This is a genomic window from Agarivorans sp. (assembly GCF_050295395.1).
Classification (GTDB): Bacteria; Pseudomonadota; Gammaproteobacteria; order Enterobacterales; family Celerinatantimonadaceae; genus Agarivorans.
This window is the reverse complement of sequence record NZ_JBNKPP010000308.1, coordinates 1-15,549: the sequence shown is the minus strand read 5'-3', so window position 1 is coordinate 15,549 and position 15,549 is coordinate 1. Positions and strand designations below refer to the sequence as shown.

The window sequence follows — 15,549 nt, the reverse complement described above, 5'->3', positions numbered from 1 at the left end:
CGCCCAAACGCTGTCTTACCTTAAAATTCAAACCAGCTTATTGCAAAGGCAGTTGAAACAATCTCCCTGTGACTACCAGCAAAGTCTCGAAATTAGTGAAGAAATTCAATCGGTGCTAAGTGCAGCTTATGTACAACTGAGGGAGTTACTATCAACCTTCCGCTTGACGATCAAAAGCGCCCTATTGGTAGAATCGCTGCAAGTATTAGTGGAAGAGTTAGCCAGCCAATATCCACAACAGATTGAGCTGACTACCGATATTGCTAACGACATGGTTGAGGCCAACAAGCAAATTCATATTATTCAAATCGTTAGAGAAGCGATCATCAATGCCTTAAAACATGCTGACTGTGATAAAATTTCAATACGTTGTGTCGGTGATGCGGAACAAATTACCATCGAAGTTGCGGATAACGGTTTACAAGGAAGCAAACTTAAACACCTCGACGAGCACTACGGTTTACAAATTATGCAGGAGCGCGCTGAACGCCTAAACGGCAAAATATGTTTTGAGCAATCACCCAGCGGTGGTGTTTTAGTAAAATTAAGCGTTCCAAGAAAAACTCAATAAGGATTTTTTTAATCATGAACCAAGCTATCAAGATTGTAGTAGTGGATGACCACCCATTAATGCGCAAAGGAATTGTGCAGTTTTTAAATATTGAGCCAGAGTTTCAAGTGGTTGCCGAAGCCGGCAGCGGCGCTCAAGCGGTAGAAATTTGCTGTGAGCTAGAACCCGATATTGTGTTGTTAGACCTCAATATGAAGGGTTTATCTGGCTTAGATACGCTTAAATTACTCAGAGAAAAAAACATCAGCTCCACCATTATTATTCTTACCGTATCGGATGCTAAACAAGATGTCATTAAGCTGATTAATGCTGGTGCCGACGGCTATTTGTTAAAAGATATGGAACCAGAGCAATTACATGAGCAGCTCAAACTGGCCGCCGCAGGCCAGCAAGTGCTGAGCGATGAACTATTGCCCTATCTAAATTGCCTTCACGAAAATGACGAATTTGCCGAAAAACTTGAGACCGTCACCAAGCGTGAATTACAAACCCTTAATGAAATAGCCAAAGGCGCGAGTAACCGTGAAGTTGCCGATAAACTGCGTATTACCGAAGGCACGGTTAAGGTTCACGTTAAAAGTTTGCTTCGTAAACTCAATGCCAAGTCACGGGTGGAACTAACCGTAATGTACTTAGAGCACATGGCTTAAACTAGTCCGAGCAGGCTAGCTAATCACCTAATTAGTCGACATAAATCACCTCACAACAATGATTTATTACTCGTCTTAGTTAACGCTTTTTTGGCATTACAGTTGTTCAGCGATATATCAGCAACTAATCTAATCATTAGAGATAAATTCCACCCACTGGGTTATTCATGAACTTGATGAAACAAGCTAACACAACACATGATACTTCTTGTCAGCAATGCCGAGAGTCACATCAACTGGACTTTGATTTCACCATGGCCTTTCAGCCCATTGTTCACTACCCCAGTCAGCAGATTTTTGGTTATGAAGCCCTAGTTCGTGGACTTAACAATGAACCAGCCTATACCATTATTTCGCAGCTAAACGATCAAAACCGCTACCGTTTCGACCAGCTATGTCGAGTTAAAGCCATTGCACTGGCCGCCGAGCTTAAACTACCAGGCATGCTGAGTATTAATTTTTTACCCAATGCGGTGTATCGGCCAGAGCGCTGTATTCGCACTACCCTTGAGGCCGCAGAAAAGTATCAGTTTCCCATCCAACAAATCATGTTTGAGTTTATCGAAACCGAACAAGTCACCGATACCCAACACATTAAAAACATTGTTGCGCACTATCAGCAACTAGGATTTAAAACAGCTATTGATGATTTTGGTGCGGGTTATTCAAATCTAAATCTATTGGCTGATTTTCAAACCGACATCGTTAAGTTAGACATGGCGCTGATCCGCAACATTGATAAAGATCCTGCGCGGCAAACCATATTAAGACACAGCGTAGCAATGTTTAACGAACTGAACGTAACGGTGTTGGCCGAAGGCATAGAAAGCCGTCAAGAAATGCTGTTTTTACACGATTGCGGGGTCGAACTCATGCAAGGTTATTACTTCGCTAAGCCGGGTTTTCAAAGCTTACCCAAGGTCGACTTTTCTCAGCTTGGTTCTCACTAAAACTAAGCCAAAAAATAACGGCACTTATCGAAATAAGTGCCTAAATCATCAATTTAACGCTTCTGCTTAAATTGTTTATTGGTAAAGCGAGTGGCCGCTAACTGGCTGTTCTTCGCCCCTTTAAATCCACGTTGAGCTGCAGTTCGTCCACCGCGGCGATTATCTGGCGGCACCAAGTGATGTAATCCGTTGCCAATTAATTTGCTTAGGCCCATGTTGTTTAAGCCTTCACGAATAATTGGCCAGTTCTTTTCATCATGATAACGCAATAAAGCCTTATGCAGACGGCGTTGACGCCCTTTCTTTGCTACCGATACCCGCTCACTGGTATGGGTCACCTTATGTAAGGGATTGCGTTCGGTGTGGTACATCGTCGTGGCATTAGCCAAAGGCGACGGATAGAAGTTTTGCACTTGATCCAATTTAAATTTATTTTTCTTCAACCACAGCGCTAAAGTCACCATATCTTCATCTTTGGTGCCGGGGTGAGCCGAAATAAAGTAAGGAATTAGGTATTGTTTTTTGCCCGCTTCTTTGGAGTACTTATCAAACAATTCTTTAAACTTGTAATAGGTACTCATACCCGGCTTCATCATCTTGGATAATGGCCCTTCTTCGGTATGCTCTGGGGCAATTTTTAAATAGCCGCCCACATGATGCAGCGCCAATTCTTTCACGTAGCGAGGGTCTTCAATCGCTAGGTCATAACGCACTCCCGAAGCAATTAAGATTTTTTTAACCCCTTCCACTTTGCGCGCTTCACGATACAACTCAATGGTAGGCGTATGATCGGTGTCCATGTGGTGACAAATGCTGGGGTAAACACAAGACAAACGACGACAGGTTTCCTCGGCCTTTGGACTCTTACAATTAAGCCGATACATATTGGCAGTTGGACCACCTAAGTCAGAAATCACGCCAGTAAAGCCAGGCACCTGATCGCGGATCTGCTCAATTTCACCAATAATCGATTGCTGCGAGCGACTTTGAATAATCCGTCCCTCGTGCTCGGTAATCGAACAGAAGGTACAGCCACCATAACAGCCACGCATGATGTTAATCGAGAACTTGATCATCTCGTAAGCAGGAATTTTCGCCTTGCCGTAGCTAGGGTGCGGGATCCGTTGATAAGGTAAACCAAATACCCCATCCATATCTTCAGTGCTTAAGGGCAAAGCTGGCGGGTTTAGCCAAACAATACGATCGCCATGGCGCTGAGCCAAAGCTCGAGCACAACCGGGGTTAGTTTCTAGATGAAAAATACGTGAGGCATGGGCGTACAGCACCTGATTAACTTTAACCTGCTCATAGGCAGGTAAATTAATATAAACGTTTTCCCAAGGGCGCTTTTTGTCCAGTTGCACTACTATCGGCTTAGCCTGGGCCTCACCAGCTATAGACTCGGTCTCTGGCGGCTCTTGGCTAGCACAATTTTCTTCGGTGTCTGCATAGGGGCTGGAGATCGGATCGATTTTGCCCGGTTTATCCAGATGACTCGAGTCCAAACCACTCCAGCCTGCTAAAGGCTGTTTACGGATCAAGGCGGTACCGCGTACGTCATCTAACTCAGCAATATCTTCACCCTGACTAAGCCGATAAGCCACTTCCACTAAGGGGCGTTCGGCATTGCCGTAAATCAATAACTCCGCTTTTGCATCAAACAATACTGAGCGGCGCACTTTGTCAGACCAATAATCGTAGTGGGCAATTCGGCGCAGGCTGGCCTCGATACCACCCAACACCACCGGTACATCTTTATAGGCTTCTTTACAACGCTGCGAGTAAACAATCACCGCTCGATCTGGGCGCTTACCCCCTTCATTATTGGGCGTATAGGCATCATCATGACGTAGTTTTCTATCAGCGGTATAACGATTAATCATCGAGTCCATGTTGCCGGCTGTCACCCCAAAAAATAAATTTGGTTTGCCCAGACGCATGAAAGGTTCTTTGTTGGTCCAATCGGGTTGAGCAATAATGCCTACGCGAAAGCCTTTAGCCTCCAACATGCGACCAATCACTGCCATGCCAAAGCTAGGATGGTCGACATAGGCATCGCCAGTGACCAAAATTACATCACAGCTATCCCAGCCTAGCGCTTGCATCTCCTCGCGTGACATCGGCAAAAATGGCGCAGCGGCACGTTGTTTGTTAACGCAGGTTTCTGGCTTAAATAGAATGGGAGCGGTATGCATATAATTTGGTCTCAAGAAACGAAGCGCGACATTATATACGTTATCTTAGTGCTGAGGAACCGAATTAACAGCTACGTAACATAGCTGTAGAGCGTATCGCTAGCCAAGCCTATAAATTTAAACTAAAATTTTTATCCACATAAGTATTAGTTTGAAATGGATTTTCCCAGTGACGCTACGATTGTTAATCATTTTGCTACTCAGCCTTGGGCTTATTTCTTGTGCTCAGCGGCCTTCATCTGAATTGCTTGCGCAATTTAAACAGCCCAGCAGCTATCTAGTAGCCGATCCTTCCAGCAACAACTATCAAGATGTTCAACGACTAAGGGACTTTCAACCCGAACGTACCGGGGTATTAGTATTGAGTGATGGTTTGGGCGCTTTTGCAGCACGCATCGCTTTAATCGATAAAGCCAGTCAAAGCATAGACGCCCAGTATTACATGCTTAAAGGAGATTTAACCGGGGACATCTTTCTCGCCCGCTTATTAAAAGCCGCCCACCGAGGTGTTCGCGTACGCCTACTGATTGATGATATTAATACCGCCAGCATGGACGACAAACTCAAAGCCTTGGCCATGCAGCCCAACATCGAATTAAGAGTATTTAACCCCTTCTACCAACGCGGTTTCCGTGGCGGCAATATGTTGGGTGACTTCGGGCGCTTAAATAAACGCATGCATAACAAGTCTTTAACCATCGACGGGTTAGCCACGGTTGTGGGCGGGAGAAACATTGGTGATGAGTATTTTGCCGCAACGGAAGAAGTAAACTTCAGCGATTTCGACGCCTTAGCGATTGGTCCAGTAGTAGAGAAAGTGAGTCAAGCCTTCGACTTATATTGGAACAGTGAACAAAGCTATCCGATTGAAGCACTAAACAGTAAAGACGTAGACAGCCATGCTGAATTTCTCAAATTAGAACAACAGCTTTACCAGAACGATGTAAAGTCATTTATTCAGGCTCACCAACGTTATGCACAGCTATTAACGGATAAACGCATGGCCGATTTTTTATATTGGTGTGATGGCGACGTACTGGTCGACCACCCAGTGAAAGGCACAGACTACCCACAGGATGTATCCCACAATCTGGCTAAACTGTTAACCCACGCAGAGCAAAGCATTCTGCTTAGTTCCCCCTATTTTGTGCCGGGCGAAGCGGGTACCGATGCATTAGTCGCCCTCGCAGATAAGGGCATCGATATTAGTGTATTAACCAACTCATTGGCAGCAACTGACGTGGCAGCAGTGCACGCGGGTTACAAAAAGTATCGCAAGCGGTTAGTGGAAGGTAATGTGTTTTTATATGAGCTAAAACCTAACGCTAAGCAAAAGCAGCGTTTAGCCTTTTTTGGTAAAAGCGCCTCGCGGGCCAGCCTACACAGTAAGGTGTTTGTGATTGATGAAGAAACTTTATTTGTCGGTTCATTTAACTGGGATCCTCGCTCAATCAGTTTAAATACAGAAATGGGCTTAGTGCTCACCTGCCCCGACCTAAGTAAAGAAATTGCCCATAAAGTTAAGATGAACCTGCCCTATAAAAGCTACCAGTTAAGCTTGGACAGTAACAATGATTTGCTCTGGACAGAAGCTTACCGAGACAAGCCTGCCAGCATCTACGATAGCGAGCCACAAGCCAGTATCTGGAGACGATTCCAATCCTGGATAGTTGGCCTGCTACCGATAGAAAGTCAGCTATAAAAGCGAACGCTTAGTGATGATGCCCACAGCCGCCTGGCGCATGAACATGACCATGCGCTAATTCTTCTTCTGTGGCTTTACGAACTTCGGTCACTTCGATAGAAAAGGCTAAATCAATGCCCGCTAGAGGGTGGTTGCCGTCTACAATGACTTCATCATCTTCTACGCCGATGATGACCACAGACTGTTCACCTTCGTCGGTAGTCGCACGAAACTGCATGCCCACTTCTACTTCAACATCTCCAAACATGGCTTTTGGTACCGCTTGAACTAGATTATCGTTGCGTTCTCCGTAAGCATCTTCAGCGGCAATTTCAGCGTCAAATTTGTCGCCAACTTGTTTGCCAATAAGTGCTTGTTCTAAACCGGGTACTAATTGCCCCTGACCTACGATAATGGCAAGCGGCTCTTTGCCTTCTGAGGTATCAAGCTGTTCACCATTTGCGGTTACGGTGTATTCAAAGATGGCAACGTCGTCTTTTGCGATAATCATTAATGATTCCTTGGTTAAATGAATTTGCGGTCACCCGCCGAACCCCGATTCTAATGGCTCAGCGTATAAATTTCTATCCAGCTAGGCAAAAGACTTGGCGCTCTACTACAAACCTTTTAAGTATTGCTGGTTAATTGAAGGCGATAACCAAGCCTGTAACTTCGCCTCGGCAGCCGCATCTTGGCCAATAAAATCTTGGAATAGAGCCACCAGCTGGGTATTGCTTAAGCCGCTCCAAATGGTATCGGTAGCGATGTTGCGTAAGTCGACTAATACATCACTAAACTTATAAGCCAACTCTTTGATAGCCTGAGTATTCAATACATGTTGCTGGCTAAACAGGTGGTTATACTCGTCCGCTTGTTTATCAATAATGTACTGAGCATCTTTTAAGTTGAGGATCCGCGTGCTTTTAGTGCAACGACTCAAACACGACTTGTTAAGCCGCTGCTTTTTGCAACCGCTACTTTGCTGAAACAAACATTGGCGACTGGTTAACAGTTGGTTGGGATGAAAAATACTGTAAAAACTGCGAAAGCCCTTGGGTATAACAATGCGCTGCAGTTGTTTAGCATTTAGCTCATTACTTAAAAACGCCCCTTGCCCCTTATAATGTTGCTGTATACAAGCGATAGCCAAGGAATTTGCAGTATTCATTTGCGGGCCAGCCACCCACGCCAAACCCATTTGCTTAGCCAGCTCTGCCACTCCTAAATTATTAGTCACCAATAACTTGGGTTTCACTTGTGCTAAAAATTGCTTGGCAGCGGCATAGTCTTTATCAATCAACACTGCTGGAAACCACGGATTTAAATCAGGATGTTGCTTAAACAAAGCGATGTGCTGATCAAGTTTATGCGACAAGGTATTAGGCAAAGCCCAAAATACCTCTAGTTCGGCTTGCTTAGTTAAAACAATATCTTGAGCTTGGTTAATCAACACCGCCAAGTTGGGGCTAGTATTGGGGTCATCTTCCATACGGTACTGCGGCAGTTGCACGTCTATCGCTTTAGCTTGGTTTGCCTGCAACTCACGCGGCAGTGCTTGAGCCGAGGCCTGCATGGCGGCGATTTGTTCACGCATCTGCTGCATCAGTGAACTGTTATGCTGATACAACTCTTGCTTTAAGTGCTTAATCTGCTCTGGTTGAGTAAGCTGGCGCTGCTCAACGAAATGGCTCAACGCATTGTTTCTTGGGTTATCAATAAACATGGCTTTACCAATCTCGCCACTTAAATAATTGGCCGTAAAGTCTCGGTTAAACACTTTGTATAAGTTGCTTAAATCCTTAACTAATGGCTGCCCTTGCTGATAACGGTCTAACTGCTCACGCCATTGAGCAACTACGCTAAATACATAGTGCGAGCTTTTTATCCGCCCTTCTATTTTTAGCGAATACACGCCGGCTTTAGCTAGCGCATCAAGCTCAACAAAGGCAGAGTTATCTTTGAGGTTTAACGGAAAAGCATTGCCTTGTTCGGTGGTTTGGTATTGATCGCGGCAGGGTTGGCTACAGCGCCCACGATTCCCCGAGCAGCCGTTGCGAGTAGAGCTAATATAACAAAGGCCAGAAAAACCCACGCAAAAGGAACCATGCACAAACACTTCAATTTTCATCTGCTGAGTCGCAGCATGACGAGTTAAGGCGGTGATTTCTTCTAGGTTTAGTTCTCTAGCTAAATTAACTCTATTCACCCCTAAGGACTTTAAGGCGTCAATTTGCCCCTCATTATGGGTATTTAGCTGGGTAGAGGCATGCACTTCCACATTCGGAAAATGTTGATGAAGCAAATATAGCAAACCTAAATCTTGGGCTATCAGGCCGTCTACATTCAACTTAATCAAGCGATTGAGCAAACGCAGCAAGGCGGGCAACTCACTCTCTAGCAGCATCACATTTAAAGTGACAAATATTTTGCACTGATGCTGATGAGCCAAGTGACACACCGCTTTGAGCTCGGCCAAGGAGATATTCTTAGCCCGGTTACGCGCATTAAATCGATCTAAACCAAGATAAATGGCATCACTGCCCGCGGCTATGGCCGCGTGGATGGCTTCTAAATCGCCGCCAGGGGCTAATAATTCAAAACGAGAATTCATCAATAACAACTAGCAAGGGACAAACAGCGGACGATTGTAATCATCCATTGCTAATAATGCTGAACAATATCGCCTTTGATTAATCTCGGTCAATAAACCAATGGGCCAGCCAGCTATTTGGCTAACAAAGTACAAATAACCAACATTCTCGTTTAAGTCTGCTTACATTTCGTTAGACAAAGAAAATTAGAACAGTGTAAAGTTTAGGCTTAACGAAAACGCTGTTGGTAATCTAAATGGATCTTTCTGTATTACTTATTTTCATTCCTACCTTTTTCTTTGTCTCAATAACTCCCGGGATGTGCATGACCCTAGCCATGACGTTGGGCATGACCATAGGCATACGCCGCACTTTTTGGATGATGATTGGCGAAATGTTGGGCGTGGGTATTGTAGCCGTGCTGGCAGTGATTGGGGTGGCCGCTATCATGTTGCAATACCCTCACATTTTTAGTGTATTAAAGTGGCTAGGTGGAAGCTATTTGGCTTACCTTGGGGTGCAAATGTGGCGCTCGCGCGGGAAAATGGCCATTCCAAGCGAATTTTCAGAGCAAAAACACATAGGCAAACGCCAATTAGCCATACAGGGTTTTATCACCGCCATTGCCAATCCCAAGGGCTGGGCATTTATGATTTCGCTACTGCCCCCATTTATTCAGCCGCAGCAACCACTCGTCTTACAACTCAGCCTGCTAGTATCAATTATTTTGCTTTCTGAATTTGTTTGCATGAGCTTATACGCCAGCGGCGGTAAAACCCTGCGGGTATTTCTCAACAAAAGTGGTAATGTTCGACTACTGAACCGAGTTTCCGGCACGTTAATGATAGGCGTAGGTATTTGGCTGGTCAGCACTTAGCACCGCTTTATTTAATGGCTTGCCGATGCTCGCCTAGTGGCGGCGATCGGCCGTCTAATTTTCCGCTTGGTAAATACTACAACCTGCTTGCTCCTTAGCCAGGTACATGCGTTCGTCGGCGAGTTTTATGATTTGCTCATCACTGTAGTAGCTCTTAGGACCGGTTTGCACCACCCCCATGCTTAAAGAAAAATCTTGATAATGTTGCAAAAAGTTTTCGATCACTTTTTGACACACTAAATAGGCATTATCGGCATCGCAGTCTGGTAGAATTAAACAAAACTCATCACCTCCATAACGACAAGCGGCATCCACTTCTCGAATACTCGCTAACAAGATCTTAGCTACGCACTTCAAGACTTCATCTCCCTTTAAGTGGCCTTCACTGTCATTAATCTGTTTAAAGTTATCTAAGTCGATATAAACCAAGCACAGCTTGGATTCGCGCCTTTGCGCTACCAGCAATTCCCGGTGCAATATATCCTGCATGGCTCTTAAATTATAAATGCCGGTTAGGCCATCTAAACGGGTTTGTTTTTCTAATTGGCGAGTTCGCTCGGCAACCTTCTGCTCTAAGCTCTTGGCATAGTCTTCGGTTTTGCGTTTAGCTAACTCAATTTCCCCTACCAAGCTGGCAATATAGGTATCGAATATCAAAGTAGTGTCGAAATAAAACAACTTATCTAAGGCCGCTAAAGTCGCGGCAAGTTGTTGCGTATCTTTAAGGTGATGACTCAGTAACTCAAATAACAAATCTTTTAGCGTGCTTACTGCCGACAAGTACAACTTTGGCTCTACGCCGATGCGCTTGTGTACCATGCCAATACGCAGCCGATTATTAACGTAGTCTGAATCGCATACCCCTAAGAACAAGTCAGTGATATAACGCCGTTGAGCGGCACGTAAACGGTTTAAAGTCTCAGTATCTCCAATTAACGAGGCTATCTCATCCACTTCGGTTTGAATCTCATAAAAACGATTAACAATGCTATCGACTTCTTCTTCAATTAAGCCTCGCTGCTTGGCAATTAAATCTAAGCCTGCCTCGTCCAAGCCTAATAAAGCCATTCTGTTTTGTATTTCAACTTCACTAATTTGCATCTGCTCAAGCAGCGAGCTATCGGTCGGTTTCATACTACATTCCCTGTGACAAACGATAAAAATATCGGCCAATTTACATCGCTTATTCGGCCAGCCTTAAATCACCTGTATCTGCGACAGAAACTCAGCAAAAATCGGTTCGGGCGGAGTATTCCCCCATCTTCAGCATAATAAACTGAGTGACAAAATACCTTTTTACATAATAACAACAATAGCATGTTAATAACTTTTCAGTTCTGCAGTAGCCTGCTCTTACCTACTGATAAATTTAAGCTTTGCTACTATTAACTTGCTAGCAAAAGTTTAACAACTATAGCTAATACTGTTAGCCAAAAGGCTCATATTTAAGCCTTCAAATCGCCCTCTCCAATCAAAATAATTGTCTCTACACTAAAATTTAGAACTGTTCACAGTTGACACAATGCACCTGTAAAAAAACATCCAAATACAGCCACTTAAACACATAGAGCTGAGCACTTGTTTAAGTGTTACACTTGATAATGATCACAAATTTATTTAGAGTACTTAATAATTTGATTGAGTAATAAGTTGTTTTTCGTAAAACAAGGATAAGTTCCATGTCAACCATACTGGAAGTGAAAAGCCTGTATAAAGTGTTTGGCGATACGCCGCAAAAAGCTTTTCCTCTCATCGACAAGGGCCTAGATAAGGATCAAATTTTTGACCAAACTGGGTTAACTGTTGGTGTTAAAGATGTCTCATTAACCATTAACGAGGGTGAAATCTTCGTCATCATGGGCCTTTCTGGCTCGGGTAAATCCACTCTCGTTCGACTACTGAACCGTTTAATTGAGCCCACACGAGGCAGCGTATTGTTAAACGGCAAAGACATTGCAAAAATTTCTGAACCAGAACTACGTGAAGTGCGTCGCCAAAACGTTTCCATGGTGTTTCAAAACTTCGCCTTAATGCCACATATGTCTGTGCTAGAAAATGCCGCCTTTGGGCTAGAACTGGCAGGCATTGACGAGGAAAAACGCAATGCGTCGGCTAAAGCGGCGCTAGCCAGAGTGGGCTTAGAACCCTACTGCGACTCTTACCCCGACGAGTTATCGGGCGGTATGAAACAGCGAGTAGGTTTGGCTAGGGCACTGGCTAACGACCCCGACATTCTGTTAATGGATGAAGCCTTTTCGGCTCTCGATCCTCTCATTCGTACCGAGATGCAAGATGAATTAATTCGTCTACAAAACGATGATAAACGCACCATTGTGTTTATCTCCCACGATCTCGATGAAGCCATGCGCATTGGCGACCGTATTGCCATCATGCAAGACGGCGTAGTGGTTCAAGTGGGCACGCCCGACGAGATTTTACAAAAACCAGCCAATGACTACGTTCGCTCGTTCTTCCGCGGGGTCAACCCCGCCACTATTTTCAGTGCTAAAGATATTGCCGTGAAAAACCCTGCCGCCGTATTTAAAAAGCATGAGCATGACGGCCCAGCAACAGCGATTCAATTGCTTACTGATAACGACCGCGAATTTGGCATTGTAGTAGACCGTGCCAATAAGTTTTCTGGCATCGTTTCTCTGGAGTCTTTGAAGCTAGCCAAAAAAGAAAACCGCTCTCTCAGCAGTGCCATGTTAGACGACACCATCACCATTGACCCAGAGCTTGCCGTCAGCGAACTGATCACTTCTGTGGCTCAGGTGCCCTACTCGGTGCCGGTTGTAGATGAACAGGGCAAATATTTTGGTGTGATTACCAAGTCACGACTATTGAAAGTATTAGATAGAGAAGAAGCATGAGCAGCGAACAAAATTCAACAAGTGAAACTGCCGATCCTTGGTCGGCCGCGAGTCAAGACACCCCAGCCGACCCTTGGGCTACGCCCGATACCAGCAGCGCAGCTGGCGATGCTTGGTCTGGCGGAGCCAGCGATAGCGCCACCGCAGGTAATGACTGGTTAACCAGCACCGATGTAAGCCAGCCCTTTGACTGGATGGACCCATTTAGAGAGGCGGTAGTGCCTTTTGACCAATGGGTAGAAACTGCATTGAATTGGTTAGTAGAACACGGGCGTCCGATTTTCCAAGCGATTCGAGTGCCCATTGATATTACCTTGCGCTCGTTTGAGACCGCTTTGGTATCCACCCCTGCACCAATCATGTTGCTGATCTTGTTCCTTATTGCTTGGCAGCTAGCTGGCCGAAAAATGGGCATAGCCGCGTTTTGCTCGCTGGTTACCATTGGTTTAATTGGCGCTTGGTCAGAAGCCATGGTGACCCTGGCCTTAGTACTCACTTCGGTCTTTTTCTGCTTACTAATTGGCTTACCGATGGGGATATGGCTAGCCCGAAGCGCTAGCGCCTCCAAAATCGTTAGGCCTATTTTAGATGCGATGCAAACCACTCCGGCCTTTGTTTACTTAGTACCAATTGTGATGCTGTTTGGTATTGGTAACGTGCCTGGCGTAGTGGTGACCATTATCTTCGCCTTACCGCCGATTGTTCGGCTGACAGTTTTAGGCATTCAACAGGTACCAGAAGAGCTAATTGAAGCTGGCCACGCGTTTGGCGCCAGCTCCAAACAAATGCTTTATCGCATCCAACTACCGCTCGCTATGCCCACCATCATGGCGGGGGTAAACCAAACACTGATGTTATCACTATCAATGGTGGTGATTGCCTCAATGATCGCCGTTGGCGGTTTAGGCCAAATGGTATTACGTGGTATCGGCCGTTTAGACATGGGCATGGCATCAGTTGGGGGCTTAGGCATTGTGATTTTAGCTATTTTGCTCGACCGCCTAACCCAAACCATTGGCGTTGAATCTCGGGACCAAAAAACACGTTGGTATCAGTCTGGTCCTGCCGCCATCCTACATTCTGTTTATAAAAGAGTTAAACCCTCTTAAGTACTGCAACACAAGGAGATATGCATGAACACCACATGGAAAACGTTGCTCACCGCAACCACCATGCTTAGCGCGACACTATCATTAAGTAGTTTTGCCGAGGAGCTGCCCGGTAAAGGAATCACCGTTCAGCCAGTACAATCAACTGTAGCGGAAGAAACTTTCCAAACTTTGATAGTAAACAAAGCACTAGAAAAACTCGGCTACACCGTGAGCCCAACTAAAGAAGTGGACTACAACGTAGGCTATACCTCTATTGCCGAAGGTGACGCCACTTTTCTTGCGGTTCACTGGTTTCCTCTACACGCCGATAAATACACCAAATCTGGTGGTGAAGACAAATTCTTTCGTTCTGGAGAATACATCTCAGGTGCGGCGCAAGGTTACTTGATTGATAAGAAAACAGCTGATCAGTACAACATTACCAATATTGGCCAATTAAAAGATCCTAAAATTGCCAAGTTGTTTGATGCCAATGGCGACGGTAAAGCCGACTTAACCGGCTGTAACCCTGGTTGGGGTTGTGAAGGCGTAATTGAACATCAGTTAACCGCCTTTGAACTGGAAGACACGGTAACGCATAACCAAGGTAACTACGCGGCGATCATCGCTGATACCATTGCCCGTTACAGAAAAGGTGACTCTATTCTGTATTACACATGGACTCCTTACTGGGTAAGTGGCGTGTTGGTTCCCGGTAAAGACGTAGTATGGCTAGAAGTACCATTTTCTTCGCTACCTGGCGAGCGTGACGACGTAGACACAACCCTACCTAACGGTAAAAACTACGGCTTCCAGATGAACTCTATGAAGATTGTTGCGAACAAAAAATTCACTGAAGAAAACCCAGCTGCGGCTAAGTTATTCGAAGTGATGAAGCTGAACATCAACGATGTGAGTGCGCAAAACATGATGATGAGCCAAGGTAAGAACAAACCTTCAGATATCGAAGCTCACGTAAACGGCTGGATTAAAGCTAACCAAGCCAAGTTTGATGGCTGGATAGCAGAAGCGAAAAAAGCGGCTAAATAATTAAGCCCAATAGCCGTACTCTAAGCCCCAGCTTGCTGGGGCTTTTTTATTACAACTAAGTGACTACTGTCTGCGCTTAATACCCCAGTAAAGCCTAAACACTCAACTAGCAAGCCATTAACACCAAACGCTCGGCTAATTGAATCAACATCGCTAAACGCCAAGCATTACCTTGAGTCCTAAACGTTGTTAATTAGCGAAAGTTAAGCGATGCTTTTATTGTTTATCGCCAATTGTTTGCAGGGAATACCAATAGTGGATCACCAACCAGCCCTTGAGTTAAATCAACTACGCCCCAGTGTACAAGCGCAAAGTGAAGCCAACTCGCCGCTAGCGCAACTCAAAATGAGCAGTGTGTTTTACACCCATGCCCAGTTAAACCAGCCATGGGGGCTTAAAATACCAGCCATCGCCAATAGCACTATGTTTCACCTAAGTTTACATGGTGAAGCGCTGGTAAAAATTGGGAAACACTGCATAGCCTTGCAAGCCGGCGACTTTATACTATTACCTCACGGCCTAGGCCACGAGATAGTGGATAGCAATAACAGCCCTGCAGCCGATTTATTTGAACAGAATTTACAGAGGATCAGCGAGCATTACGAAATACTCACCATTAGCGGAACAGGCCCCAGCAGTACCACCCTGTGTGGCACGGTGCTATTTGACGGCGAAATTAGTCGCGCCGTGTTTAGCTCGATGCCCGAATACATTTTGATTTCTGGCGATTCACCGGCTTATCCCCTAATCAAGACGATGGTGGACGCAATTCAACAAGAAGCCACCAGCCAAGCGTATGCTGCGAGCCTCATCATTAGTAAGCTGGCTGATGTACTTATTTTGCAAAGTATTCGGGTTTGGATAGCTCAAGTCAGTGAAAATCACCCCGGCTGGCTATTAGCCCATACCGATAAACGTCTCGCTCCCGCCATTGCGCAGATCCACGGTGACCCCGCGGCCCCGCTCAACATAGAGCAACTCGCCAAACTGGTGGGCATGTCGCGCACCAGCTTTATT

Annotated in this window: 13 protein-coding genes; 9 read left to right on the top strand and 4 right to left on the bottom strand. The window is 45.3% G+C overall.

Going from position 1 to position 15,549, the window contains the following annotated elements; genetic code table 11:
- The 3 genes from ACQY6Q_RS18470 to ACQY6Q_RS18460 form a co-directional block, all read left to right on the top strand.
- On the top strand, positions 1-571 hold a 571-nt coding region (locus tag ACQY6Q_RS18470; RefSeq protein WP_427983696.1), incomplete at its 5' end, for an ATP-binding protein.
- Between the two features lie 14 nt (positions 572-585).
- Positions 586-1,221, top strand: a complete 636-nt coding sequence (gene narL, locus ACQY6Q_RS18465; protein ID WP_427983694.1) for a two-component system response regulator NarL — start codon at positions 586-588, stop codon at positions 1,219-1,221.
- A gap of 167 nt (positions 1,222-1,388) precedes the next feature.
- On the top strand, positions 1,389-2,171 hold the full coding sequence (locus ACQY6Q_RS18460; RefSeq protein ID WP_427983692.1) for an EAL domain-containing protein: 783 nt from the start codon (positions 1,389-1,391) through the stop codon (positions 2,169-2,171).
- A 53-nt stretch (positions 2,172-2,224) separates the two neighbouring features.
- Here ACQY6Q_RS18460 and ACQY6Q_RS18455 read toward each other — a convergent pair whose 3' ends face one another.
- Complete coding sequence (locus ACQY6Q_RS18455) at positions 2,225-4,366, bottom strand: YgiQ family radical SAM protein (protein WP_427983690.1); 2,142 nt, start codon at positions 4,364-4,366, stop codon at positions 2,225-2,227.
- Between the two features lie 169 nt (positions 4,367-4,535).
- Between ACQY6Q_RS18455 and ACQY6Q_RS18450 the strand changes: the two genes are divergently transcribed.
- On the top strand, positions 4,536-6,068 hold the full coding sequence (locus tag ACQY6Q_RS18450) for a phospholipase D family protein (RefSeq protein WP_427983688.1): 1,533 nt from the start codon (positions 4,536-4,538) through the stop codon (positions 6,066-6,068).
- Between the two features lie 10 nt (positions 6,069-6,078).
- Here ACQY6Q_RS18450 and ACQY6Q_RS18445 read toward each other — a convergent pair whose 3' ends face one another.
- Together ACQY6Q_RS18445 and ACQY6Q_RS18440 are read right to left on the bottom strand one after the other, a co-directional pair.
- On the bottom strand, positions 6,079-6,561 hold the full coding sequence (locus ACQY6Q_RS18445) for an FKBP-type peptidyl-prolyl cis-trans isomerase (protein ID WP_427983686.1): 483 nt from the start codon (positions 6,559-6,561) through the stop codon (positions 6,079-6,081).
- Between the two features lie 105 nt (positions 6,562-6,666).
- Positions 6,667-8,661: a peptidase U32 family protein gene (locus tag ACQY6Q_RS18440; protein ID WP_427983684.1), complete on the bottom strand. Its 1,995-nt coding sequence runs from the start codon at positions 8,659-8,661 to the stop codon at positions 6,667-6,669.
- Between the two features lie 236 nt (positions 8,662-8,897).
- Between ACQY6Q_RS18440 and ACQY6Q_RS18435 the strand changes: the two genes are divergently transcribed.
- The gene (locus ACQY6Q_RS18435; protein WP_427983683.1) at positions 8,898-9,518 is read left to right on the top strand and encodes a LysE family translocator; all 621 of its coding nucleotides are present in this window, start codon (positions 8,898-8,900) and stop codon (positions 9,516-9,518) included.
- Between the two features lie 54 nt (positions 9,519-9,572).
- Here ACQY6Q_RS18435 and ACQY6Q_RS18430 read toward each other — a convergent pair whose 3' ends face one another.
- Positions 9,573-10,652, bottom strand: coding sequence for a GGDEF domain-containing protein (locus tag ACQY6Q_RS18430; RefSeq protein ID WP_427983681.1), 1,080 nt, complete (start codon positions 10,650-10,652; stop codon positions 9,573-9,575).
- Positions 10,653-11,197: 545 nt separating this feature from the next.
- On the opposite strand from ACQY6Q_RS18430, the gene proV reads away from it, so the two are divergent.
- The 4 genes from proV to ACQY6Q_RS18410 form a co-directional block, all read left to right on the top strand.
- Complete coding sequence (gene proV, locus ACQY6Q_RS18425) at positions 11,198-12,391, top strand: glycine betaine/L-proline ABC transporter ATP-binding protein ProV (RefSeq protein ID WP_427983680.1); 1,194 nt, start codon at positions 11,198-11,200, stop codon at positions 12,389-12,391.
- The gene (gene proW / locus ACQY6Q_RS18420; RefSeq protein WP_427983678.1) at positions 12,388-13,500 is read left to right on the top strand and encodes a glycine betaine/L-proline ABC transporter permease ProW; all 1,113 of its coding nucleotides are present in this window, start codon (positions 12,388-12,390) and stop codon (positions 13,498-13,500) included. Before proV ends, proW begins: the two co-directional genes overlap by 4 nt.
- A gap of 24 nt (positions 13,501-13,524) precedes the next feature.
- On the top strand, positions 13,525-14,532 hold the full coding sequence (gene proX / locus ACQY6Q_RS18415) for a glycine betaine/L-proline ABC transporter substrate-binding protein ProX (protein WP_427983677.1): 1,008 nt from the start codon (positions 13,525-13,527) through the stop codon (positions 14,530-14,532).
- A gap of 255 nt (positions 14,533-14,787) precedes the next feature.
- Positions 14,788-15,549: cupin domain-containing protein (locus ACQY6Q_RS18410; protein WP_427983675.1), on the top strand; the 762-nt coding region annotated here is incomplete at its 3' end.